Annotated in this window: 26 protein-coding genes; 8 read left to right on the forward strand and 18 right to left on the reverse strand. The window is 56.9% G+C overall.

What is annotated here, in order from left to right; genetic code table 11:
- The 4 genes from ACH6CX_RS14180 to ACH6CX_RS14195 all read left to right on the forward strand — a co-directional run bounded on the left by ACH6CX_RS14180 (position 1) and on the right by ACH6CX_RS14195 (position 5,098).
- A complete protein-coding gene (locus tag ACH6CX_RS14180) occupies positions 1–1,455 on the forward strand; it encodes a M48 family metalloprotease (protein ID WP_232941002.1) in 1,455 nt (484 codons plus the stop codon).
- Positions 1,456–1,603: 148 nt separating this feature from the next.
- The gene (locus ACH6CX_RS14185; RefSeq protein ID WP_396675599.1) at positions 1,604–3,235 is read left to right on the forward strand and encodes a long-chain-fatty-acid--CoA ligase; all 1,632 of its coding nucleotides are present in this window, start codon (positions 1,604–1,606) and stop codon (positions 3,233–3,235) included.
- A 153-nt stretch (positions 3,236–3,388) separates the two neighbouring features.
- Positions 3,389–4,546, forward strand: a complete 1,158-nt coding sequence (glpQ, locus tag ACH6CX_RS14190; protein WP_232941000.1) for a glycerophosphodiester phosphodiesterase — start codon at positions 3,389–3,391, stop codon at positions 4,544–4,546.
- 15 nt (positions 4,547–4,561) lie between these two features.
- Positions 4,562–5,098, forward strand: coding sequence for a DsrE family protein (locus tag ACH6CX_RS14195; protein ID WP_396675601.1), 537 nt, complete (start codon positions 4,562–4,564; stop codon positions 5,096–5,098).
- A gap of 27 nt (positions 5,099–5,125) precedes the next feature.
- On the opposite strand, the gene ACH6CX_RS14200 is transcribed toward ACH6CX_RS14195, so the two are convergent.
- Both ACH6CX_RS14200 and ACH6CX_RS14205 read right to left on the reverse strand, forming a co-directional pair.
- Positions 5,126–7,135 (reverse strand): hypothetical protein, encoded by a 2,010-nt coding sequence (locus ACH6CX_RS14200; RefSeq protein WP_232940998.1) that lies wholly within the window; start codon positions 7,133–7,135, stop codon positions 5,126–5,128.
- Between the two features lie 155 nt (positions 7,136–7,290).
- The gene (locus ACH6CX_RS14205; RefSeq protein WP_232940997.1) at positions 7,291–8,517 is read right to left on the reverse strand and encodes an acetyl-CoA carboxylase biotin carboxylase subunit family protein; all 1,227 of its coding nucleotides are present in this window, start codon (positions 8,515–8,517) and stop codon (positions 7,291–7,293) included.
- A gap of 235 nt (positions 8,518–8,752) precedes the next feature.
- Here ACH6CX_RS14205 and gdhA point away from each other — a divergent pair, with 235 nt between their 5' ends.
- Positions 8,753–10,099, forward strand: a complete 1,347-nt coding sequence (gdhA, locus tag ACH6CX_RS14210; RefSeq protein WP_334078829.1) for an NADP-specific glutamate dehydrogenase — start codon at positions 8,753–8,755, stop codon at positions 10,097–10,099.
- A 27-nt stretch (positions 10,100–10,126) separates the two neighbouring features.
- Here the strand turns inward: gdhA and ACH6CX_RS14215 are convergent, their stop codons facing one another.
- A complete protein-coding gene (locus ACH6CX_RS14215; RefSeq protein WP_232940995.1) occupies positions 10,127–10,327 on the reverse strand; it encodes a helix-turn-helix transcriptional regulator in 201 nt (66 codons plus the stop codon).
- Positions 10,324–10,746 (reverse strand): hypothetical protein, encoded by a 423-nt coding sequence (locus tag ACH6CX_RS14220; protein ID WP_232940994.1) that lies wholly within the window; start codon positions 10,744–10,746, stop codon positions 10,324–10,326. Before ACH6CX_RS14220 ends, ACH6CX_RS14215 begins: the two co-directional genes overlap by 4 nt.
- A 187-nt stretch (positions 10,747–10,933) precedes the next feature.
- Between ACH6CX_RS14220 and ACH6CX_RS14225 the strand changes: the two genes are divergently transcribed.
- Positions 10,934–12,817: an MFS transporter gene (locus ACH6CX_RS14225; RefSeq protein WP_232940993.1), complete on the forward strand. Its 1,884-nt coding sequence runs from the start codon at positions 10,934–10,936 to the stop codon at positions 12,815–12,817.
- Between the two features lie 41 nt (positions 12,818–12,858).
- On the opposite strand, the gene ACH6CX_RS14230 is transcribed toward ACH6CX_RS14225, so the two are convergent.
- Positions 12,859–13,116 (reverse strand): VOC family protein, encoded by a 258-nt coding sequence (locus tag ACH6CX_RS14230; protein ID WP_232940992.1) that lies wholly within the window; start codon positions 13,114–13,116, stop codon positions 12,859–12,861.
- A gap of 430 nt (positions 13,117–13,546) precedes the next feature.
- On the opposite strand from ACH6CX_RS14230, the gene ACH6CX_RS14235 reads away from it, so the two are divergent.
- Entirely contained in the window at positions 13,547–15,406 is a 1,860-nt protein-coding gene (locus tag ACH6CX_RS14235) for a diguanylate cyclase (protein WP_232940991.1), read from the forward strand.
- 14 nt (positions 15,407–15,420) lie between these two features.
- Here ACH6CX_RS14235 and ACH6CX_RS14240 read toward each other — a convergent pair whose 3' ends face one another.
- A complete protein-coding gene (locus ACH6CX_RS14240; protein ID WP_232940990.1) occupies positions 15,421–15,708 on the reverse strand; it encodes a DUF2845 domain-containing protein in 288 nt (95 codons plus the stop codon).
- Between the two features lie 552 nt (positions 15,709–16,260).
- Here ACH6CX_RS14240 and ACH6CX_RS14245 point away from each other — a divergent pair.
- A complete protein-coding gene (locus tag ACH6CX_RS14245) occupies positions 16,261–17,055 on the forward strand; it encodes an SDR family NAD(P)-dependent oxidoreductase (protein ID WP_232940989.1) in 795 nt (264 codons plus the stop codon).
- A gap of 62 nt (positions 17,056–17,117) precedes the next feature.
- Here ACH6CX_RS14245 and ACH6CX_RS14250 read toward each other — a convergent pair whose 3' ends face one another.
- The 12 genes from ACH6CX_RS14250 to ACH6CX_RS14305 all read right to left on the reverse strand — a co-directional run.
- Positions 17,118–17,405, reverse strand: coding sequence for a hypothetical protein (locus ACH6CX_RS14250; RefSeq protein WP_232940988.1), 288 nt, complete (start codon positions 17,403–17,405; stop codon positions 17,118–17,120).
- A gap of 441 nt (positions 17,406–17,846) precedes the next feature.
- Positions 17,847–18,245 (reverse strand): GFA family protein, encoded by a 399-nt coding sequence (locus ACH6CX_RS14255; protein WP_232940987.1) that lies wholly within the window; start codon positions 18,243–18,245, stop codon positions 17,847–17,849.
- A 230-nt stretch (positions 18,246–18,475) separates the two neighbouring features.
- Positions 18,476–19,195: an isoprenylcysteine carboxylmethyltransferase family protein gene (locus tag ACH6CX_RS14260; RefSeq protein ID WP_232940986.1), complete on the reverse strand. Its 720-nt coding sequence runs from the start codon at positions 19,193–19,195 to the stop codon at positions 18,476–18,478.
- A gap of 195 nt (positions 19,196–19,390) precedes the next feature.
- The gene (locus ACH6CX_RS14265) at positions 19,391–19,708 is read right to left on the reverse strand and encodes a hypothetical protein (RefSeq protein WP_232940985.1); all 318 of its coding nucleotides are present in this window, start codon (positions 19,706–19,708) and stop codon (positions 19,391–19,393) included.
- Between the two features lie 94 nt (positions 19,709–19,802).
- On the reverse strand, positions 19,803–20,633 hold the full coding sequence (locus ACH6CX_RS14270; RefSeq protein ID WP_232940984.1) for a trypsin-like serine protease: 831 nt from the start codon (positions 20,631–20,633) through the stop codon (positions 19,803–19,805).
- A 747-nt stretch (positions 20,634–21,380) separates the two neighbouring features.
- Positions 21,381–21,713, reverse strand: a complete 333-nt coding sequence (locus ACH6CX_RS14275; RefSeq protein ID WP_232940983.1) for a hypothetical protein — start codon at positions 21,711–21,713, stop codon at positions 21,381–21,383.
- 97 nt (positions 21,714–21,810) lie between these two features.
- Entirely contained in the window at positions 21,811–22,146 is a 336-nt protein-coding gene (locus ACH6CX_RS14280) for a hypothetical protein (RefSeq protein ID WP_232940982.1), read from the reverse strand.
- A 111-nt stretch (positions 22,147–22,257) separates the two neighbouring features.
- Positions 22,258–22,728, reverse strand: a complete 471-nt coding sequence (locus ACH6CX_RS14285; protein ID WP_232940981.1) for a nuclear transport factor 2 family protein — start codon at positions 22,726–22,728, stop codon at positions 22,258–22,260.
- An 83-nt stretch (positions 22,729–22,811) separates the two neighbouring features.
- The gene (locus ACH6CX_RS14290; RefSeq protein ID WP_232940980.1) at positions 22,812–23,168 is read right to left on the reverse strand and encodes a hypothetical protein; all 357 of its coding nucleotides are present in this window, start codon (positions 23,166–23,168) and stop codon (positions 22,812–22,814) included.
- A gap of 266 nt (positions 23,169–23,434) precedes the next feature.
- On the reverse strand, positions 23,435–23,770 hold the full coding sequence (locus tag ACH6CX_RS14295) for a hypothetical protein (protein ID WP_232940979.1): 336 nt from the start codon (positions 23,768–23,770) through the stop codon (positions 23,435–23,437).
- Between the two features lie 93 nt (positions 23,771–23,863).
- Positions 23,864–24,265, reverse strand: a complete 402-nt coding sequence (locus ACH6CX_RS14300; RefSeq protein WP_232940978.1) for a hypothetical protein — start codon at positions 24,263–24,265, stop codon at positions 23,864–23,866.
- A 52-nt stretch (positions 24,266–24,317) separates the two neighbouring features.
- On the reverse strand, positions 24,318–24,412 hold a 95-nt coding region (locus ACH6CX_RS14305), incomplete at its 5' end, for an IS3 family transposase (RefSeq protein WP_396675611.1).

Genomic DNA, 24,412 nt, shown 5'->3' on the forward strand with positions numbered 1-24,412 from the left:
ATGCAACATACTAATAAGATCCTGATCGGCGCAGTGTTGGCGGCCATCGCCGGCTGTGCTTTCAATCCGGCAACCAACCGGCCCGACCTGGTGCTGATGTCCGAGGAAAAGGAAATCAGTATCGGGCAGGAAATGCATGCGAAGCTGGTGGAGAGCACCCCCATTTACCGGGATCCGGTGCTGACCGCCTATGTCGACTACGTAGGGCAGAAGATCGTCAAGGCCAGTGATCGCCCTGACCTGAAATACAATTTCACCATCATCGACAGCCAGGACATCAACGCATTCGCCCTGCCCGGCGGCTATATCTACATCAATCGCGGCCTGCTCACCTACCTGCACTCCGAGGCAGAGATGGCGGCAGTGCTCGCGCATGAGGTCGGGCATATCACCGCCCGGCACGCAGTTCGGCAGAAAACCGCCGCCACCGGCGCCGGGGTCGCCTCGGTGCTGTCGGTACTGGTTACCGGCAGCGGCGTGGTGGGCGATGTCGCCAACCTGTGGACCACTGCCGCGGTGAAGGGTTACGGGCGGGATATGGAGCTGGAGGCCGACCGTTTTGGGGCCCAGTATATGTTCAATGCCGGCTACGACCCCCAGGCCATGATCAACGTGATTGGGCTGCTGAAAGACCAGGAGACCTTTGCCCGCCGCAAGGCGCGGGTCGAAGGCAAGAAGCCCCAGACTTACCACGGAGTGTTCTCCACCCACCCGCGCAATGATATCCGCCTGCAGGAAGTGGTGGCCGCCGCCGGTGAGTTGCCCAAGGACAAGAAGGAAGTGAAAGTGGAGAACTTCCGAGAGAAAACCGAGGGCATCGTCTACGGACAGAATGCGCAGCAGTCAGATCGCAATCGCTACAATCACCGCCGTCTTGGCTTCTCACTGCTGTTCCCCGATGGCTGGGAAGTAAAAAACGAGCGTTCGTCCATTGTCGGCACCCATCCCGAGGGCAAGGCCACCATCACTATCAAGGTGGACAACCGCAATGGCAACCAGCCCGCCGATATGGCGCTGCGTGAAGTCTACGACGTGCGTAACCTGGAGCAGGATGAGAAACTCAACCAGTATCGCCTGGTTGGGCACACCGGCAAGCTCCCGGTGTCTTCACCCGACAGCCCCGAACGGGTAGCGGTGGTCTTTTACGGCAGCCGCCAGTATATCCTCGAGGGCAAGATTAACGACCCTTCGCTGCGGGATGCAGACAACCGCAACAAGTACGACAACCTGTTCCTCACCAGCATTCGCAGCTTCCGTCCCCTGCGTAAAAGCGACATCATCCAGCCCAACATCAGGCGTTTGCGCTATGTGCAGGCCAACGACAAAACCACCTTTGCTTCACTGGCACGGCACATGGATATCGGTGAGTACGCCGAGGAGCAACTGCGACTGTTGAACGGCTACTATCCCCGCGGCGAACCCCAGCCGGGCGAGTGGATCAAGATAGTCCAGTAATCCGGCCCGGGCACCGCCCCAGGCACTGCCCGGAATGTGACCCACCAGACGGATTGTGTGGGCCGAAATCCCTTTCCCACACTGACCGGAGCCGTTACCTTAATAACGACAGCGACAAGCAGACAATAACGATAATGAGGAGCCAACAATGAACGGTTTGATGATGCCGTCCCAACTCACCCTGACCGCCGTCATGCGCCACGCGCAGGCTAACTTCCCCGGCAGTGAGATTGTTTCCTTTACTGCCGACAACCCCACCCACCGCTATACCTATGCCGACGCCTTTGCGCGCAGTGCACAGCTGGCCAATGCTCTCCAGGCCCTGGGTGCCAGGCCCGGCGACCGGGTCGGCACCCTGGCCTGGAATGACTACAGGCACTTCGAACTCTACTATGGCACCTCCTGCAGCGGCCTGGTCTGCCACACCATTAACCCGCGCCTGTTCCCGGAACAGATCGCCTATATTGTCGGGCACGCCGAGGACCGCTGGCTGTTTATCGACCCGATGTTTGTCCCCCTACTGGAGGCGCTGGCCCCGAAACTCTCGTCGGTTGAGGGCTTCGTGGTCCTGACCGACCGTGCCCATATGCCCGACAGCACGCTGCCCAACCTGGTCTGCTACGAGGAGCTGCTTGAATCACAGCCGACAGGATTCGACTGGCCGTCACTGGACGAGAATACTGCGGCCGCCCTCTGCTATACCTCCGGCACCACGGGCAACCCGAAGGGCGTACTCTATTCCCACCGCGCCATGGTGCTGCATACCTACGGCGTGCTGATGCCGGATGTGTTTGCCCTGAAGGGCAGTGAGGCAGTATTGCCGGTTGTCCCCATGTTCCACGTCAACGCCTGGTCGATTCCCTACGCGGTGCCCGCCGTGGGGGCCAAGCTGGTATTCCCCGGGCCCAAGATGGCCTGCGGTGAAACCCTGAGCCGGCTGATCCGCGAAGAGGGCGTAACCATCGCCGCTGGCGTCCCCACCGTGTGGCTGGCGCTGCTCAAATACCTGCGGGAAACCGACAGCACCCTGCCGAGCCTCAACCGTGTGGTGGTGGGCGGCTCCGCCTGCCCCTGGAGCATTATGGAGGAGTTCGAGCAACAGCACGGGGTCTACACCCACCACGCCTGGGGCATGACCGAAATGAGCCCGCTGGGCACTTACAACCCGCGGGTACCGGAAGATTTGCCAGGGGACCAGGCCAAAGCACTGCGCCTGAAGCAGGGCCCCGCCGCCTTCGGCGTGGAGATGCGTATCGTGGACGAGCAGGGCCAGCCGCAACCCCACGACGGTATCGCCTTCGGTGCCCTGCAGGTTCGCGGCCCCTGGATCTGCGAGCGCTATTACCGCGCGGCGGAGTCAGCACTCACTGACGACGGCTGGTTCGATACCGGCGACGTGGCCACCATCGATCCCCGGGGTTACCTGGGCATCACCGACCGCACCAAGGATGTGATCAAGTCCGGCGGTGAGTGGATCTCCTCCATCGAGCTGGAGAACTGTGCCATGGCACTGGACGAGGTGGCCGAGGCCGCCGTAATCGGCATCTCCCACGAGAAGTGGGCCGAAAGGCCGCTGCTGGTGATTGTGCCCGCGCCCGGGGCCGAGCCGGACCCACAGAAGGTACTCGCCGCCTTTGAGGGCAATGTGGCCAAGTGGTGGATTCCCGACGATTGTGTCGTTGCGGAAGAACTGCCCCATACAGCCACCGGCAAGATCAGCAAGAAAGACCTGCGGGAACAGTTCGCCAACTATCGCTGGCCGGAAGAACAGCCAGCCTGATACGCCCACCATCCACCGGAACAGCGCGGCTTGATACCGGGCCGCGCTGTTTCCCCACCGCCCGCATCGCTTCCCCACCAGCAACCGTCACAACAATGTGACAATGACTATGGCAAACTGATTCTGACCGTATAGCCCCGGCAGGTATCATTCATGAAAATAACACCAGTTACCGCAAGCTTTTTCACCGCCATTGCTCTCTGCACCCAGCTGCTGGTGCCATATGCCAATACCGCTACCGCCTCCGACCGGGATGACCCACTGGTGATCGCCCACCGGGGGGCGTCCGGCTACCTCCCCGAACACACACTTGAATCCAAGGCCCTGGCCTACGGAATGCGCCCGGACTATATCGAACAGGACCTGGTCCTGAGCCGGGATGGGCACCTGATCGTGATGCATGACATCCACCTCGACCAGGTAACGGACGTTGCCCGTGTATTCCCGGGTCGCGCCCGCGAAGATGGCCACTTTTACACCATCGACTTCACTCTCCCCGAACTGAAGCGTTTACGGGTAACCGAGACTTTCGAAGGTGATATCGAGGAGCGAAAGCCAAAATATCCCGGGCGATTCCCGCTCTGGAAATCCAGCTTCCAGCTTTCCACCCTTGAAGAAGAGATAGAGCTGATCCAGGGCCTGAACAAGAGCCTTGGATACGAGGTCGGCATATACCCGGAGATCAAGCAACCCTGGTTCCACCACCGGGAGGGCCGCGACATTGCACGGCGCACCCTTGAGACACTGAAGCAGTACGGGTATACCGACAAAACCAGTAAAATCTTCCTGCAGAGTTTCGATGCCGAGGAGCTACAGCGCATCGACGGGGAACTGATGCCGGCAATGGACATGGACCTGCCGCTGGTACAACTGGTTGCCGCCACCAGCTGGGGCGAGAAAAAGGTCCAGCAGGGAGGTCACTGGGTCAACTACAGCTACGACTGGATGTTGACCCCCAAAGGGCTGGAAAAGATCGCCGGGTATGCCGACGGTATCGGCCCCTGGGCAATGATGCTGGTGACTCCAGCGGAAAACGCCATCAACGACAACGGCATATCCCGGAGAGCCCAGGCCCTCGGTCTGCGGGTGCACCCCTATACTTTCCGTGCCGACAGCGAGGAAGTCCCGCCAGTGCTGGGGGAGTTTGACAGGTTACTCGCCCTGTTTATCGAGGATATCGGCATCGACGGGCTCTTTACCGACCACCCGGACCAGGTGCGCGCCTTCCTTGATGCAACTGGCTCACCGGGTGGGAGAGCCCCGGCAGCTTCTGAAAAGGCCGGTTTACTGAAAAAGACGCAACAACAATAACAGCGAGAAATTTCAATGAAAATCCGTCAGTACCTTGTTGCCGTTTCTGCATCAATGTGGATTCCCACCATAGCTGCCGCTGAATTCACACCCGGTCCAGTGATAAAGGAATACGGTAAAACTGCGCCGGTGATTCAGGACCACCCACTGCAGCCAAACCAGCAATTCAAGGTGGCCTTCGATGCAGTGGACAAGTCAGGTAAAGGAGAGCTAAACAGGAAATTCAACAGCCTGGCCCGTTTCCTGAATATGCATGCCCGGGCAGGTGTAGACCCGGATAACATCCAGTTGGCGCTGGTGGTCCATGGCAAGGCCGGATTTGACCTGCTCAATGACAGTGCCCACCGGGAAAAGTACGGACAAGCCAACCCCAATGCAAAACTGCTGGCGGCACTGGAGGAGCAGGGAGTCCGGGTGATGATCTGCGGCCAGTCCGCCGCCCATCTGGGAATCGGCAAAGCCCAGCTGTTACCTGGTGTGGAAATGGCCCTCTCCGCCATGACGGCCCATGCGCTCCTGCAACAACAGGGCTACACACTGAACCCTTTCTAAGCGGTATATCCAGGGGCTGGCCCGGCACTAACCCTGCGCGCTACTGCCGGCAACCGTAGGGGCTTGCGCGGTGGCATCGCGGCCTGCAGCCCAGCTGGACAGGGCCATCTGCTTTACTTCCTGCAGTTCCGCCGCGTCCGGCGCGGTGGTGGGCACCAGGGCCTCGGTGTCGTCGTGGAACAGGTAGAGACGGGAGGCAAGCTCGGCAAACGGCAGCGACGCCTCGCCATGGCGCTCGCCGTTCCCATGTGTCGACACCTTGACCCCGGCGCCCCAGTCCTGGCCGCTGTCATTGTTGGGATTGAAGAAATACAGCCGCATGACGTTGTCGCCGTCGAGCGCCACACGGATTAATGTGATCGCATGCCAGCCGACAAAGATGCCGGTGCTGTCGGTCACCGCCAGTCCGGCGGGCTGTGGATGAATGATAGGCTGGTTGCCGTTGTAAAATGGGTGATAACTGCAATAGAACCGGTGCAGGAATGCATCATAGTCACGCAGGCCACCGGTCTGGATGTCCACGGCGAGAAAACACTCGCGCCCCACCCACCAGCCGTGCAGTTCGGGATTGATCCAGCGGTGCGGGTCATCACCGCGGCCCGCACACAACTCTCCCATAAGGCGGTAGATAAGGTCCAGGTGCGGCACCAGCAATACCGAAACCGGGTCGGTATCCAACGGGATCATTGCCCCTGCGGCCCCGGCCGAGGAAATCGGCTCCCCCTCGAAATGCAGCACGATCTCATCAAAATGCGCGGCACGGGAAATCAGGTGCAGCAGGTAGTCCGGGTCATTGGAGGCCCACATGGAAATGGCCCGCGCCGCCTGGCAGGTAGGGTTATTCCCCTGGCCGATACCCAGCGGCTGCCCCAGTACCTGGATAGTACCGGCCAGCAGGCGCGTTGCCGGTGTGACCTGGGTGCCGAACACTGTCGACTGTATCTCTGCGCACACTGGCGATAATCGCAGGTCAATCTGGCGCCAGAGGGCCGGTGCCACCGGCGCCGAGTAGAGCATGCCGCTCTCGAGTATCAGGGCCAGGCCATAAACACTCTGGGCGGTGCCTATGTGCACTGCCCCCTCGATCAAGCGCCCCACCAGGTCATGAAAGGTCCGCAGCGCATCGAGACCGGTGCTGCTGAGCCCCAGGGCCAGGGCCTGCAGTGATTCGCGCGCTATCGGAAGGTCCACATCAGCAAGTGCCAGCCAACGCAGGAAGACCGCATGGTAGTCCGAGACCAGTCCGTTCTCATGCATGGCCCGGGCGAATGCGCTTGCCTCCGACTCCAGTTCCCCGGCGGACAGCCGGACAACCCGTTCCAGGTAAAGCTGGACGCCCGGATCATCGGCGCAGGTTGCCGTGGGGCCAAACAGGTTGCTGACCAGGCGATCAGCATCCGCCGCCGCAGCGCCATTGCCGCCCTCCCCGCGGCTACGGGCCAGGGCGATCTGGGTAATCATCGACTTGACACTGTCCACCTGCAATGGGCGCTGCGACATGATGCGGCGTACCTCGTGCACGAGGCTGCCAAGGATATCCGCAAAACCGATGTTTTCGAGCAGGTAGCGGAACACCCCGGAAACTGCGGTACTGGTACGCCCCAGTCGCGCGCGCATCGCCTCACCGGGGCCGGCTAGCAGGTGATCCAGGTTGAGGGCCATCACCTGGGCAAGGAAATGACGTGCCTGTTCCGCGGGAATTCCCGCATGGGTGTAAACCCCATTGCTGACGGCCAGCAGCCGCAACTGGCTGAGAAGTTCTATCAGCACTGTCTGCCGGTCACCCTGCTCCAGGGTATTGCGCACCAGCCCAGGCAGCAGGGTCGCGGGCTGGTCCCAGGGGGTATCGGCAAAAATCCCCGCCCGGTCACACCGCGCCGCCAGCTGGTACAGCGCGTCGACGCCACCCGGCTCGCCGGCGAGGCGCCCGCCCACGTCCAGTACCGCAGAGCGAAAGCGCACCTTGTTGAACGGGCGCGCCTGCTCCAGCTGCTCAATGGCATATTCCAGTTTGTCGATCAGTTGCCGGCTTTCCACTTCACCAACCTGCTCAGCTTCATCAGACAGGCGAGTTTAGCCCACCTGCCTGTAAATTACCGGGCACAGCGCACCGGGCGCGGTACCCGGACCTGTGCCGCGCCCGGACAGGGCCGGGCATTGCCGGCGCCCTGCTCCCGTGACCGCCCAAGGCTCTAGAGGTAGTAATCCAGTTCTTCCTGGGCCTTGAGCAGGTCGCGCAGCTGGTAGGGATCGTCACCAAAGAAATACACCAGGCCCCAGTGGGTGCCGAAGGCACTGCGCTTGGGCACCTTGTTTTGCATCGGTGACTGGAGTTCGTGAAACTCAAAATAGGCATGGTTCTCAGTGGCATCGGGGATCTTCAGTTCATTGACTACCCGCCGGCGCGGATAGACCCCGAAACAGCCCGCATGGCCTTTAGCATCCACCACCTCCTTCGGGAAGAATGCCTCGATTTCCTCATCGGTGGTTTTCGGGTCGAACATCATCACCATGGCCTGGTAGGCATTAAAACCGTAGGCCCGCTCAATCAGCTCAAACGCATTGAAACCCGGCGGGCGATAGGCCACCTCGCCGAAATACATCTTGCCGTCGCTGGTGACAAAATACTCCGGGTGGATAAAGCCGAAATCGATCTCGAAGGTATCGATCAGCTTCTGGATTTCCTCCTCCACCCGCGGGCGCCATTTCTCCAGGTCCGGTGTCGCCGGAACAAACACCGAGTAGCCGAGGGTCACATACTCGGAAATGTTCATGAAATGGATTTTGCCATTCTTGATAAAGGCCTCCACCGCAAATTCCCAGCCATCCAGGTGGCTCTCCATCAGGAAAGGGAATTCCTCGTCGGGAATATTGTCGACATCCTCGGCAGTGCGGACCACCCTGTGGCCCAGGCAACCGGCCTTATCGAAAGCCTTCAGGTGGATCGGGTCGTTGGGGTCGCCGTCCAGCTTGAGCAGTGCCTGGTTCACGCGCGTCAGGAAGCGGATAACATCCCCCTTGTCCTGGGCCTCCTCGAAAATACCCACGCGAATACCGCCCAGCTGTGCCCTGCGTTTCATCAGTGCCTTGTCGCGGAACAGCAATGACTGCCCCATCAGGCGCGGGTTATCCAGCAACACAGCGTTGATCGCCCCGGCCCACTCCACCGTCTCTTCAAACAGCGGGATGGCTACATCCACCCCCTCGTCTTTCAGTCTCTTGGCGATTTCCATCGAACGTTCATTGAGCCGCTCGAAGTTCCAGGAAATAAACGGAATATCGTGCTTATTGGCGTACTCTTCGGCCCAGGACGGTGCAACAATCACGTAACGCCGGTCGAACCGGTCGATTGCGTCAATTGCATTCAGGCTCCAGCCCAGAATGGCCACGTAACCTTTATTCCTGTCGAAATTTCCCATGTCGGTCTCCATCTCGCGGGTTTTGCAGCAAAACCGTGCAGCGGCACAACAGCCCGGACCGCAGGTGTCACCATGAATAATGTGAACCTCTGCCACCACCCTATCGTAGGTCTGCTTACGATGGAATGGATACTGTCGTGGGATTAAACTGCTTTCGTAAAGTAACCGACCCTGGGGACCATAATTGGCTGGGATAGCCACATCCGGAAAACTCACCTGTTGATGGGGAGCACCTGTGAAAAACGACGAAAGCCTGGAGCAGTTCAGGCAGTGGGTAAAGCAACGCAATCCGGGCGAGGAGGAGTTCCTGCAGGCCATCGACGATGTGGCCGGGGATGTATTTTCCCTCTACCGGGAGAAAAGTGAATGGTATGACGCCTGTGTCCTGCCCCGCCTGTGCGAGGCCGACCGGATCATCTCATTCCGTGTTTGCTGGGAAGATGACAACGGCGATATACATGTAAATCGCGGCTGGCGCGTGCAGTATTGTGGCGCCATCGGTCCCTATAAGGGCGGCATCCGCTTCCATCCGACAGTCAATGAATCGATCCTCAAGTTCCTGGCTTTCGAACAGACCTTCAAGAATGCATTGACCGGCCTGCCCATTGGTGGCGGCAAGGGTGGCGCCGATTTCGACCCGCGCGGACGCTCAGACCGGGAGATCATGCGTTTCTGCCAGGCGTTTATGGACGAGCTTTATCGCCATATCGGCGAAAACACCGACGTGCCGGCCGGCGATATCAACGTGGGACGGCGTGAGATCGGCTATATGTTCGGCCAGTACCGCCGGCTGGCAAATACCTTTAGCGGCGCCCTGACCGGCAAGGACATCGAGTTCGGCGGCAGTCATGTTCGCATGGAAGCCACCGGCTACGGTCTGGTCTATTTCCTGCGCTGCATGCTGGCGAAGCGGGACGAGGAGGTGGACGGGCAGGTAATCGCGATATCCGGTGCCGGCAATGTGGCCCTGCACGCCGCACTGAAGGCGGGGCACCTGGGTGCCACAGTGGTGTCGCTCAGCTCCAGCAAGGGTGCTCTCTACTGCAAGAATGGTATTCCCCAGGAGCTCATAGAGGAGGCCATGGACCACCGGGCCGGTTCGACAAAATTACTTACCCGGATGGCGGATGCCGGCGGCGGCGAGTGGCACCAGGGCGCAAGGCCCTGGCACTTTCCCTGCGATATCGCGCTGCCCTGCGCCACCCAGAATGAACTGGATGGCGACGATGCGCGGGCGCTGATTGAAAACGGTGTCACGCTGGTGGCAGAGGGCGCCAATATGCCCTGTACCGCAGAAGCCGTGGAGGCCTTTCACAAGGCCTGTGTTCCCCATGCGCCAGGCAAGGCCTCCAACGCCGGGGGCGTGGCGCTGTCCGGGCTGGAAATGGCGCAGAATGCCTCTTTCACCCGCTGGGACCAGGAACGACTGAACCAGCAACTACTGGAAATCATGCAGGATATCCACCGCCAGTGTATTGCCGACGTCGAGGGTGATGACGGCTACATCAACTACCATCGCGGGGCCAACCTGGCCGCATTCCGGCGTGTGGCCAGCGCCGTTTACGCCCAGGGAATCGGCTGAGTCCCGGACAGACCGGGGCCGACAGTGCTATTGCCGGGATTCGTCGATAAAGACCTGCTCAATCGCGAGGCCGAAAACCCGCGCAATGCTGAAAGCCAGCGGCAGGCTGGGGTCATACTTGCCCTTCTCGATCGCCACCACTGTCTGCCGTGACACCCCCAGCTTCTCCGCCAGGTGGGCCTGGGTCCATCCGCGCTCGGCCCGCAGGGACTTGAGATGATTTTTCACCGCAGCCTCCGGGAGGCTGTCACCAGGCTCACCAGGAAGGTGACTCCCATCAACAGGACCAGGTGCGAAATCTGCGGGGCAAAGGGCGAGCCGGGCTGGTTACCGTAGAATTCCCACGCGATCCCACCCACCAGCCCCACACCCAGGGTGATGGCGGCCGAATCCAGGAACAGTTTGCGTTCCAGTTCATCCTGGACCTGCAGGTGCCGGATCGTGGCCAGGATCATAGATGCCCCGGCCAGCAGGTTCAGCGCAATCGCCAGCAGGGTAAGGATCCCGTTACCGGCCCAGAACAGGCGGGCGCCAAACGTCATCAGGGCAGTGGTCAGCAACCAGGCGCCGGTCCAGAGAGCGAGCCTCCCATTGCTGCGTAAAATATGGTGACTCCGGGTTTCAGAGGGCAGTTTATCGTGACGCATCAATCTTCTTCTCCATGTTGTTGTGATTATGCCTTCCCCTGTATGTAAAGCGTGCTTTACCTACCCTAGGGGCACCACCGACTTATGTCAAGGAGACTTTACATTGGTGAATGCATCTTCCCCGCGCAGATTTCATTGCGCCTGAATTTGCGTACCATAGGGAAAAATGGAAACAAGAGACCCGCCCATGGCTAACCCCGGTCAATTCCGCCTGCTGGGTACCCGGCGCTTCCTGCCCTTCTTCCTCACCCAGTTTCTCGGCGCCTTCAATGACAATGTGTTCAAGAGCGCGCTGATGGTGATGATTGCCTTCCGGCTGGCGGCGGACCAGGCCAACGCGCTCAACAACCTGGCCGCGGGCCTGTTTATCCTGCCGTTCTTCCTGTTCTCCGCCACCGCCGGCCAACTGGCGGACAAGTACGACAAGCGCCTGCTGATCCGGCGTATCAAGCTGGCGGAAATCGGCATCAGTATCCTGGGCGTCACTGCGCTGGTACTGGGCAACAACGCGTTGTGCCTTCTGGTACTGTTCCTGCTGGGCGTACAGTCGGCATTTTTCGGGCCCATCAAGTACGCCATCCTGCCCCAGCACCTGCGCCGCTCGGAGCTGGTGGGCGGCAACGCGTTTGTGGAGATGGCGACCTTCGTCGCCATCCTCGGCGGCACCATTGTCGGTACGGTGCTGAGTGGCGCCAGCGATGCGGGCAGCAGCAGCCAGTGGATCGGCGTGCTGATTATCAGCATCGCGGTGGCCGGCTACCTGGTGTGCCGCGCCATCCCCAGCGCCCCGGCACCGGTACCGGACCTGAAGATCGAGCTCAACCCGGTCACCCAGACCGCGCGCCTGCTGCGGGAAATCACCAAAACACCGGCCATCTTCTACTCGATTATCGGCATCTCCTGGTTCTGGCTGCTGGGCGCCGCCTACCTGACCCAGATCCCCAGCTTCGGCAAAAACGTGCTTGGTGGTGACGAACCGCTGGTGGCCCTGCTGCTGTGCAGTTTCACCGTGGGTGTGGCCATCGGCTCCCTGCTCTGCTCGCGCCTTTCCGGCGGCCGTATTGAACTGGGCCTGGTGCCCCTGGGGGCCGCCGGCCTGACTTATGGTGGCATCATGCTGTCGGTGATCGGCGGCGGCCTGTCACCGCTGGCCGAGACCTCCCTGGCAGCCTTCTGGGCCAGCGCGGGCGCCAAGGGCTTCCTACTACACCTGGCGCTGATCGGCGTGTTCGGCGGGCTCTATATCGTGCCGCTGTACGCCATGATCCAGGACCGTACAGACAAAGCCGTGCGGGCCCGCGTTATTGCGGTGACCAACATCATGAACGCCCTGTTTATGGTGATTTCCGCGATACTGGGGATTGTCTTCCTGAGCGTACTGGACTTCACCATTCCGCAGTTCTTTATGGTAATGGCGCTGATGAACGCGGCGGTTGCAGTATTCGTGTTCAACCGGGTTCCGGAATTCGCCATGCGCCTGCTGGTATGGCTGCTGTCCCACACCATGTACCGGGTGAAGCACGAGGGGCTGGAGCAGATCCCCGCCGAAGGGCCGGCCATCATCGCTTGCAACCATGTGAGCTACGTGGATGCGCTGCTGCTGGCCGGCGCGGTGCGCCGCCCCATCCGCTTTATCATGTACAAGCCCATCTACGAGATCCCGGTGCTGCACTTTATTTTCCGCACCGGCCGCGCGATTCCCATCTGCTCCCGGCAGAAAGACCCGGAAGGCTACGAACAGGCTTTTGTGGAAATTGAGCAGGCCCTTGAGAACGGCGACCTGCTGTGCATCTTCCCCGAGGGCCAGCTGACCAAAGATGGCGAGCTGGCTCCCTTCCGGGCAGGCATTGAGAAAATACTGCAGAAGAATCCGGTACCGGTGATTCCCATGGCCCTGCGCGGCCTCTGGGGCAGCTTTTTCAGTCACAAGGGCGGCAACGCCTTTACCAGGCTGCCAAAGCGATTCTGGTCGCGGGTCAGCGTGGTGGCCGGTAAGCCGCTGGATGCGGCCTCTGCGCGGGCAGAAAATCTACAGGAGGTAGTTCTGGGGCTGAGGGGCGAGCAGCGCTGAACGACGGGGCGGTAGCGGCCGTTACTGCCCCAGGTTGGGCCTCAGGTTGCTACTGCCTCGATTTTATTGCCGTCCAGGTCGAGTATAAAAGCAGCATAATACGAGTCGCTGTATTCCGGGCGCAGTCCCGGCCTGCCGGCACACCGCCCACCCTGCTCGAGTCCGATCCGGTAAAAAGCATCGACCGAGTCGCGGTTGGGCGCGTTGAATGCGACATGGACACCATTGCCGGCGCTGGGCCGCCCCTCACAAGGGATGCCCACCCAGAACTCCAGGCCATCACCATAGGACGCAGCCACGCCCGCTTCATAGTGTGAGCGACGGTCGAGAGGGGCGCGAGCACCGCATCGTAGAACTGTACAGACGCGGTGACATCGTCCACGCCTAGGGAGACATGGCTCAGTATCATTCCTGTTTCCTTCCATAATCCTCTGCGGAAAACTTACCGAACGTTCGCTTCAACAATAACCACTTCAGCATCAATTATCCGCACCCGGCGCCAGGATTCGACTGATTGAGCATCCGGGGATCAGGCTGGCTGACTGAACGATATTTCCTGTTTTTTTAACGAGCCACAAGACCGGTTTTATGCCGGTACTTTATCCACAGCGAACCACCTTATCCTCAGCGGCAGACTGTAGTAATCTACCAAAAGTGTGAAGCAGGTCCGCAACCTTTGTGATTTCGACCGCCCGTGTTCACATGCCCCACTGCAAAATAAACACAATAATGAACGACAAAAAGCGCATTTTTACAGCCTATCCGTTCTCGCGGGGGCTGTTTTTCCTCCTGGCCGTATTACTGGGTGCCCTGCCAGCGCCCCTGCTCGCCAGCGAGTTGATCGTGGTGACAGGGGAAGAAAACGGCAGCAGGCGCACGGGCCAGTTGGAGACCTGGCACGACCACACCGACAGCAGTGGTGTCGAGGAGGCCGCCCGGGCCCATGCGGAAGGTGCATTCAAGCCACTAAAGTCGGCCGGCTCCACGGGCTTGAAGAGGGGGGCTTTCTGGTCGCACTTTGTCCTGCACAACCCCTCGCCCCGCCCCGTAACCCTCAACCTGGAATATGTCGATCACCAGCTGATCGAGCTGGCCGCCTACCAGCGCCCGACACCGGGAACCGGCCAGTATCACGGGCTGGCCCGGCTGTCGATGCAGGCTCCCTTCGACCAGCGGCCGATTGACCATCACCGTTTCATCCTGCCGCTGGAATTGCAGCCGGGCCAGCACAGGGAGCTACTGGTGCGGTTCAGCTCCGCGGAAGCCGGGTTTGTCTTCCCGTCGATGCGCATCTGGACTCCCGATAATCTGCGCAAGACCCAGCTACTCGAGAACAGTGTTATCGCGTTCCTGTTTGGTGGTTTCTTCCTGATGGCGGTCTTCTCGCTGGTATGCGGTGTTTCCACCGGCGAGCGTACTTTCTATTTCTATTCGGTTTATGCCCTGTCCAAGGTCGCGGCCTGGGGCACCATTCTGGGATTCACACACCAGTACCTGCTTCGCGAACAGTTCCAGTGGCACTACATGTCCATTACTGGGGCAGTCAGCATCCTGTGCGGGCTCGCATTCGCACGCCTGTTCCTGCAGAGCCGCCGGTATACACCGCGACTCGACCGGGTGCTGGTGCTGATGATGGCCAATGCCGCCCTGCTCCTGATCGGCGCCACACTGCAATTAAAAGTAGTGGCCCTGGTCACGATTACTGTGGCCCTGTTGCTCTACCCGGTGGTAACGCTGGTGGCAATCGCCCGCTGGCGACAGGGCTCGGGGGCGGCGGCTGTGTTTGCACTGGCCTGGGGCCTGCTGGTTACCGGCCTGTTTACGCAGGCCCTGCGGGATCTGGGTGTTGTAGGGCACAACCTGTTCAACTACTACTGGCCGCCCATTGCCTCGTTTACAGAAATGCTCACCATCATGGCGGCCATGGGAATCCGGGTGCGCAGCCTGGGCCAGGAAAAGCGGACCGCAGAACAGCAGTACCGGCAGCAGCTGGAGCGCTCCAAGGCAGAACTGGAAGCCATGGTGTGCGAACGAACCCACGAACTGGAGGCGGCCCGACAGCGCGCCGAGCTGGAAGCACGCACCGACCCCCTGACCGGCATCTGCAACCGGCGCAGCTTTATTGATGAAGCACAGCGGCAAATCCACCTGGCGAGACACAACGGACGGGGCTGCAGCCTGCTGATGTTTGACCTGGATCACTTCAAGGCAATCAACGACAGCCACGGCCACGCCGTCGGGGACGAGGCCCTGCGCCGGTTCACCCGCTGCATGCTGGACAATATTCGCGAAACCGACGTCTTCGGACGCCTTGGTGGTGAGGAATTCGGGCTGCTGGTCACCGGCAGCAGGCAGAATGCACAGCAGACCGCCGAAAGGCTCCGCGCTGCCGTTACCACCATCACGGTCCCGTCTCCCGCCGGGATACTGACGTTCACCACAAGTATCGGTCTCGCCCACAAGGACAATTGCAACAACCTGGAAACCCTGCTGGTCGAGGCCGACAGGGCGCTCTACCAGGCCAAACAGGAGGGTCGCAACCGGGTTGCCGATTACCGCGAGCCGGCCCCCGAACCAGCGCCGGCCTGACAGCCGGACCCGGTCTATTCCCCCCTGCGGATCTTCACCAGCCGGTTGCCCTCAAAGACCAGGCTCAGCAGATCGCCATTGATCCGGTAGACCAACTCGTCGATCTTCAGCACCGTCACCCGCCGCTCGGTCTTGAGCGCATCCACGTAACCGATCTGCTCGTGCAGGATGGGCTCGCCGCATTTCTCCAGCACCCCGATCTTGAGATCCCCCTCCTGCACCACTCGGTTGCCGCAGCGCAGGGCGCTGGCCTGTGCAGCCAAAGCGGACAACAGCAGTGCTACAACAACTTGCCTGAACATAGGCTCTACTCCCGGACAGATGAGCCCGCTTGCCGGGGCTCCCTGCCAATACCCTGCCGGGCCCGGACTTAACCTGTGCTGAACCTCCCCGCTGGCGTCGACGGAGTCCAGTGGCCAACAATGAAAGAGCGCCAACTAATAGCCTCCACTTATCAAGCTGAGTGAGAAAAGCCATTTCACGCGCAAGGCCGCGGAAGCTAATCTGGCCACACTGAAACACCAGGGGGTAATTCCCCCCCCACCCCTGAAGCAGGAAAGGAGCGACAGATGACCATCTTAAGTAGATTGACCGGAACGGGTATCCGCACACAGTCCCAAGAGACCGAGTGCAACTATGAGGACAACTACTACGGCGACCAGGTGTGTGTTTTGCGCCCCCACAATGCGTAGGGCAGCTTCTGCGCGAGATCCACAGATCGGGCTCATCATTGCCTGGGGCGCGGTCGCATACGGGCCGCCTATACTCTGGTTCTGAACCGCGTAGGCTTATCGATTGATCGGGCGACCGCGGATATCCGCACAAAGAGATGGAAGCCAGGGGAGCCCCGGAAAATGGATTTACAACTCAAGGGAAAGACGGCCTTTGTCAGCGGCTCCACCAAGGGGATTGGCAGGGCCATAGCCACTGCCCTGCTAGATGAGGGCGCACGCGTCATCATCAACGGCCGCAGTGATACAGGAAAGGTAGTAAGCGAACTTTCTTCCCACGGTGACGTACTGGCAGTGGAAGGCGACCTGGCTGACACTGACGACTGCGACAACATCTGCAGAGAAATTGATGCCACCGGCGGGATCGATATCCTCATCAACAACATGGGCATCTTCAATCCGAAGCCCTTCGAGGAAATCAACGACGATGAATGGCAGGCCTTCTTCAGCGCAAACGTGATGAGCACCGTGCGCCTGTCCCGTCACTATTTCCCCGGGATGCTGAAGAGGGATTTTGGCAGGGTGATCAATATTGCCAGCGAGGCGGGTATGCGGGGCCTGGAGAGCATGGTGCACTATTCCATGACCAAGGGCGCGCAGATCGTAATCGGCCGCGGCCTGGCCAACCTGACCCAGGGATGCGGCGCCGACATCACCGTAAACTCAGTCCTGCCAGGGCCTACCCTGACCGAAGGCGTCAGCAGCTGGCTGACAGAGAGCGCCAGGGTACAGGGTAAGTCCGAAGAACAGTTTGTGTCCGAGTTCTTCCGCGAGACCGAGCCCGACTCGCTGATTCAGCGCTTTATCAAGCCGGAAGAAATCGCCAGTATCGTTGCCTTTATTGCCTCCCCCCTGAGCTCAGCCATCAATGGCGCCAGCATCAAGGCAGAAGGCGGGCTGATCAAGTCAATCGTATAACGCTTGCTATGACGAGCATTCCGGATGCCTGCCGGATGGCACCGGTCGGGCGGCCTGATAATCTACGGCCGACTGCCACCCAGGCATCCCTTCAGCCACCCGATCATCCTGACGCCACAGACGGCAACAGTGAACGTAACCAGGAACTGCCCACTCATCTGCAGGGCCAGCTTGGGCCAGAAGTCGATCTCCTCGGTAAACAACGACAGCACAAGGTTACCGGGCAAAAGAACAATGCCGAAGTAAGGCCAGCCGCCGTCGTAGCACTGCCAGTTATATACAAATGCGATACCTCCAGCTGCGGTCGACAAACCGGCAACCAGCAGAGGCAGGTGAACAGCTCGCTTCATTTTCAATAGCGCCTCATCCTGGCATTCAACACTCGTCGTACAGGACAGCCTCCAGCGCTCCTGGCGGCACGGTCCCTGCACCTGTTAAGCATTTTTCTATACAGCATGCGCAAGCCAATACCCCATAACAATCAAAGAACCTGAAGCCAGTGCGTATTGGGGAGCCAGCGAGTTCAGCTTTAATGTCAAGAGAGAACAGAGAAGCAGTATCAGCCCAACAGGCGCAAATATATTCACGCCAAATATGAACCAACTCTCACAATCAAAACCGTAAACCCGGTCCACACAAAGCCCGGATACAGGCCATAAGGCTAATGATAAGGCCAGGATTGACAATAGCAGCTCGACATATCCTAAAACCCTGAGCATCTAAATATCCAGGCCAAAGCCATTACGCCCACACACCGGTAACCGATTTTCAGTTCCCGGCCAGGCCTTCGCCTATGGCTCGATGGGGTGCTCATCAAACTGCCTTGCTGTATCGCCGATTTCCAGCCAGGCCGGCTTTTCCGAGACAAACTCATGGAATTGATTCTCAAGCCCAATATCCCCGTCTATACAGTTAGCCGCCAGGGGAAATGACTCTTCCTCCGATAAAATCTCACCAAGCGCAGTGCCGCAGGCCGAGCAAAAGCAACGGTCATATTTATAGGGAGGTATGGCCTTAAAGACTGATATCTGGTCTCGCCCACTCACAAGCCGAAAATATTCCGATTTTACAAACACCAGGTTGCTTGCACCCACTTTCCGGCATCGGCTGCAATGACATGTCCCCATCATAACTGGCTGCTCGGCTAACTCGAACTGGACCACCCCACAACAACAGCTTCCCTTGATCATAAATCACCTTTGTGTACTGGGCATTGGGATTATAGTCCACCACTCTACACAAACACTGTTCATCTATACAGCTATTAATCGCCCCAACAGTATGCATAACCAGGCGACATGCCGTACAATTTACATACAGCCCCGCACTAACCAGCGCAGCTGCTCGGCGTCCGGCATCAGTTGGCTAACTCACTTGAGTGTCCGCAACCCCTGGCCGGGGGGATCAGCACACAGAACTCTCAGTATATCCCCGGAAGCAATCGATAACGCACGCGCCACGCATAGTCCCGATAGCCCGGCAACTCTTTCTGTAGGGCCCGGTCTTCAAGCACGGTTCTAATCACCGCGATGATTGAAGCCACCGCCGCAGGAATCAGCGTCCATACCGAGCCCAGGGCAGCAGCAATACCGAACAGTGCAAGAATATTTCCCGCATAGCCCGGGTGCCGGACAAGCCGGTAGGGGCCACTGTCACAGACCATATGCCCAAGATCGGCCCGAATACACACCACGCTAAAGAAAAAGCGATTCTCCACCAATGCCCAGGCAGCGAAGGCATATCCGAGGCAGACCAGCACGAAGCCCGTCAGGTTAAGCCATAGGGGGAAGCCTGGAGACCAGTGATACCGATGGTCCAGCCCTGCGACGATGACCATAGGTAGCCCGATACTCACTGCCATCAGTGGAGCAAGCACCTTGTCCCAGGCTTTTGCGTTCTGGAAGTTTTCAATATTCTGCCGTTCGGCCATCAGTCCAGGGTGCCGCATTTCAGCCCACATGCGCCCGCCCAAACCGGCCGCTATGAGCAACAGGGAATAGAGCCATGCCTGCCACCAACCAAGGTCGCCACCAGATATCAACAAAATCAGCGGGATAAGGAGATATACCGCAACCAACCTGATCCACTGGCGAGCGGTTGCAGCTTTAGCTGCCCCTCGACTAACGGTTTTCTCTGGCATGTCTTCCCCTCCCCAAACACAACTGACTTGAGTGTGAGCTCAGAGGCATGAACAGTGACGGCCCACTTTGGCCCCTCGATAGGCAAAATAGCAGTAAATAGTCCCCGCAGAGCACTCAAATGCTAAGCTGGGCCGCAGGGGCACAAAGGCCGTGAGCATTGCTGCCGGCGTTTATTTGGCCCGTGCCTATTGCTCTCATACCGGGTTACCTATGGCGGGATGGTTTATCCAACTTAAAGAGCTTCCACGCCTGAGATCATCGATCTTCTTTTGCTCTTCTAAAGCCTTTCTCTGCAGATAAAGCGCGATGAGATTTCCGTTCTCCAGCGCTCCGGTTTCCTTGAATGCGGCATATAGCTTCAAAACCGATAAGCTAAACAACCCGAGCAGCATATAAATGTAGGAATTTACGCTCAAATTCTCGCCAGCCACAATTGCGCCAAAAACTCTGGCCAGATGGTAAAAGCAGAATAGAGTGACAAGTGAATCCGCAATGAACAGGTCCTTTTTCATAACTCCTCCTTGAGCGCCCTGAACATTAAGATTGCAATCTATGCCGCGCCCAACCATGGCTTGGATTATCCGCCTGCAGCCAATAGTTAGCCTCTTACCGATCCGGCCTCTGCACTTGGTTGTCCGGAGATATTTTGCTTTCTATCCAAGCTATGTAATGAGAGATGCGAACATTGTTTCCGCCATCACCGTAGCGCGCGCCACGATACGTACGTAAGTCCCTTTGACTGGAGTCCCAGGAGACAAGCCCGGCAAGTTGCCATTGGCCCCCTTCCTTGACAAGGACCGGCCCTCCGCTATCGCCATTACCCGCCATCCCCTCGAGTGGAACGCCAGAATTTGGCGAATCAAACGTGTAGGAAATCCAGCGTGTATCAACACTGGAGATCACGTTAAAGGCCCTGCGCAAAGTGGTGCGATGTGCGGCGTCGGGCTCCGAACCTTCTTTGCCATTGCCCGTGGCGCCCTTGCCGATTAGCTGGACACGCCTGCCCATTTCCTCGCTGCCACGATAGAGAGAAATTGGCTTCACATCGGTCACAGCTGCCCTCAACTTAACAAGTGCAATGTCGTCGGATGACGCGAGAAATGCCCGCAGCTCAGTGCCGTCACCAGAGGCCAACGCCTCTTTGACCAGTGTGTCAGGTGGCATCTTGTGTCCAGAGTGAACGACTACGGATTCAACTTTACGCGGCAGGTCGTTAATGGTGATCTCTTCGATATCCTGCATGCAAACCACATGCGCGGCGGTAACAACCCATTCAGGGGATATCAGGGCACCATGCCCTTCACCCGGGAAATCGGCCAATGCTGGTAGTGCAGAGGCAGGGATTTGATACCTCTCATCGTCAATGTCGTCTCTGATGATAATAGCGCTGGCCGTGGATGACATAGCCAGCAGGGCCATGAAAAGATATTCCTTCATACTGTTAAAATCCTTCTTTCCTTGTTATGCATTTTGAGATCACTAAAGTGACCAATGCTTAAATTACAACCAGGTATGTGCACGGTACCCGCGATCGCGATAATGGAGCACAGGGATAGCGCGTAATGTGTACATAGTTAGCCCTCGTCTGTTTTCCCTGATTCTGCGCTTACTCACCACAAGAGAACTCAACAACCTTTTCAACACTGCCAACCTCAATTACAAGCGGCTGGCAATTATGGCCAGCGACGATTGAAGCTCGATAAGCTGAGCCGGCCTCATTGAATAGAACTCCAGAGTAAACTTCAGGGTACAGGATTTCACAGAATCCTTTGCCAGCACTTTCAGATCAACACTATCTGTTACATACTTTTCACTCGGGCTTCGAATTGCACTTTAACCAAGAACCGGTCACTGGCTCCGAAGCACTCCCCTCCCCGATAACAGTATTCCACAGGAAGAAGTTCTCAGCCTCCAGTATATTCTCCGGGAAAGAACCACTTTCGTTATAGAAAAGATTAACCTCGACTGAAGTCACATCAACCGCCAATCCAGAAAGCGGGAAGTTGAAAACCAGGAAAACTGTTAATTTTCTCAAATTGATTCTCGCATTACGCCACCTGCAGGGGCAGCTTATTTTGTGCACTTTATACGTGATGCTGGAAGCGCATGGGTAGCGCAAAAAGCTGCGCAATGCAAACTATCCCGCAGAGGACCTAAGACTTCAAGCCTAACCACCAGCCTTTGCTAAGCAATAGACTGCACCAGGACTAGAGCGAAACCTGAAACAATTAGTGCAACGCCGACAATAATTCCACATCTTACTAGACGCGCCTTTTTAAGAGCCCTCTCGCCTTCCTCAATAATTATTGACTTTTCGGAATCCAGGAATTTTTTTGAAAGGACCCAGGCATATAGAGAAAAAGTATTTCCCAGGTCCGAGAAGGAATAGCCAGAAGGTGAACCCAATTTCTCCCATATTTCAGGCTCCGAATTTTTCAATGTCCTGGCCAACCCCGGAAATCGTATCTGTAGAACGCTAACAACCAAAACCAGGCACCCCAAAATAGCAATACCCATCTCCGACTCTCCATCACTTGAGAACCAGCCTAGGCGGGAAAATTGTTGCGTGCGCAACGAGACCAGTACGCAACCGTACTGGCGCTTTCCCAATGTCTCACTGCAATTTTTCTCCACACTTTGAGCAAAACTCCGGTTCGACTAAAAAATTTTGGTTGATAATAGTTTTGCCGCATGCATCACAGAACTTTGTTGACCTAATATTAAGGAAGGTAATCAATACCGTGGCTGGCACCATTATATATAGAGTTTCACCTCCGAAGCCCATAAAGCAAACAAAACCGATAAACAGAGCACCAGTAGCTATTACAAAGGGCTTCCACAACTTACGCTTGAGCTGAGCATCCTTTCCCAAAAAGAATATGACGAAGCCAATAAGACCCAAGACACCCCATATACCAAAGAAGACAGGGAACATTTCATCAGCGTTCATTCTTGCTCCTTACACCTAACGTTCGCAAAAGAGGCGGCCGAAGCGTAGCGTAGGCCACCCCACGGAGGGCTGAAGGGCCGAAGCAGACTGCCTGCACCTGTTATGTGCGGTCTACTGGACATTGTAAATACGTATGACACCAACTTTGCCCTCCTCTACCTCCAGGACGACTAACAACTGATTGCTGTAACTGTTGTATTTACCGTTATCGGGATGCACACCGCTGGCCTCCTGCGTGTAGCGGATTGCCATACCATTCTTGCCAAATGTGACTACATCAAGAAGCTCAGCTTTATACTTGTCATGGGAGCCTAAATAGTACGTCATGCCTTTGCGCATCCTAACTTTTCCATCTGGCTTTCGAGAGTCATCAGTATCAAAAGGTATATGTTGGCTCCCTACATCATCCTTTAGCAAAGATAGATAGTTTTCAATATCTTCTGGTTTAGCATCTGGCGCTTGAGTGGCTACAAAAGCCTGAAAGTATTCATTTGCAAATTTTTCAGCGTCAAATTCTGGCTCTTTTGCCGAAGACACAGCTGACAACAGTACCGCAACTATAAACAAAAATACTTTATTCATCTTATCTTCCTTTTCATGCTGCAAATAATGCCTTGGTTAAGCCGTCGGGACGCAGCGAATTACCGGTAGGCTTCACCAACTGGTTAAAGATACCCAACATCAAACGCCTCTTGAATTTCAGGGCAACGCTGCAACTCCACTCGGGGTAGCATCACCTCAAGCCCTTTCACTATGACCCAACGGAGTGATTTCTTTGATTCAACCCAACGCTGCTCAATGAGCGGTTGTGCAGCCACTTCACAAGCATCAGGTTCAGATAGGGCTCTTATGAGGCCCTCACGAATGCGCTTGTGGTGCGAGATACCCTGGTGCCGAGCCAGAATCGGATACGCGATTTCGTAACTCCCTATGAAACTGGTTTTCAACGGCGGATTAGGCCCATTGTTCACCAGATCCCAAACATAATTGACGTTTGTACCAATTTCGTCTAATTCAGCCAAGATCCCTTTTTCATCAGCTTTGCATTCCGCCGCCAGCTTTTCAATTTATGCCTCTTTTTCTTGGCGGCGCGCGGTACATTGAGTGTCCGCCTCCAGCTGCTTCATAAAATCAGCTGCAGTAACACCTTTCCTTGCCATGACCTACCTGCTACTCCATTAGAAGTGTTCGCAGGGTAGGTATTTAAATTTATGCCAGCGTGGCAATCGGCATAAATTTAAACACCGGAGCGTATGTCTCCTTGCCAGCCTTGTTAACTGCAATAAATTCACTGAGCTAATGCCAAATAAATGCATCCGCTACACATCATGGCAAATAATGTTGATACAGCCTTTGATACTGTATTAGAACAAAGCATTTGAGCGTATCTAACAATAGACATTGCAAAGAATAGAATAGCTGCGGGGATGACGAGAACTCGTGAAATATCTTGTGTCCAGCCTTCAGGAACATCATATGTCAGTGGATAAAATACTATTCGTGACAACCACCCAGTTTTCTTGCTTAATTTCTCTATTCCACCATAGCTTTCGAACACTCCAAAAGCTGTAAGGTAGGCCAAAAATGTCAAAGGAACCAAAATAAATAGAAGTACTTTTCTCATACTTACAGTTAACGCCCGGCTTTGGGGCGGACTTGGAGCTGAGAAGTATTGGATAGGACGTCCCAGCCCCGCAGGGACGGCAACAGGCGCTTGTTATGTGCCGCTACTGGCATGTAGCCTTGCCTCCGTAGGGACGTAATGCTCGCCTTTAGGTGCGGATAGCAAGCTCCAGGTTAGAATTCCTTCTTGCAATGATAGGGAAGCTCTCCCTTTACTTTCGGAGAAATGAGATTCAAACTCAAGCTCATACTTAGCGCATGATACTTCCTTTATCAGAAATTCCTTTTCTTCATCAATTCCACAATCCATTTTTAGGCCTCCCTGTGCTACTGCACAATAAGTGCCTGTAAAGTGATCGCCACTTTTTGCAATATTTATTCCAAAAAAATATCTATCACTGTTCCCTTCCAACTCCCAACTTCCTTCTATTCCGCTATTTGCATGACTTACGAAGCTTAGCGATAGGATCGTCACAAATGATATTGCTTTTCTCATTTCTTGTACCGATTGCTGCTCTGGTCTTACCCACAAAAAGTAGACACTCTAACTAGGCGCATTTGCGCTCATACTCTGCTGGGCTTATATGCCCGATCGCAGAGTGCCTACGAATCCTATTGTAGAAAACCTCGATGTATTCAAACA

The sequence above is a fragment of the Microbulbifer sp. JSM ZJ756 genome (assembly GCF_044383805.1).
Taxonomy (GTDB): Bacteria; Pseudomonadota; Gammaproteobacteria; order Pseudomonadales; family Cellvibrionaceae; genus Microbulbifer; species Microbulbifer zhoushanensis.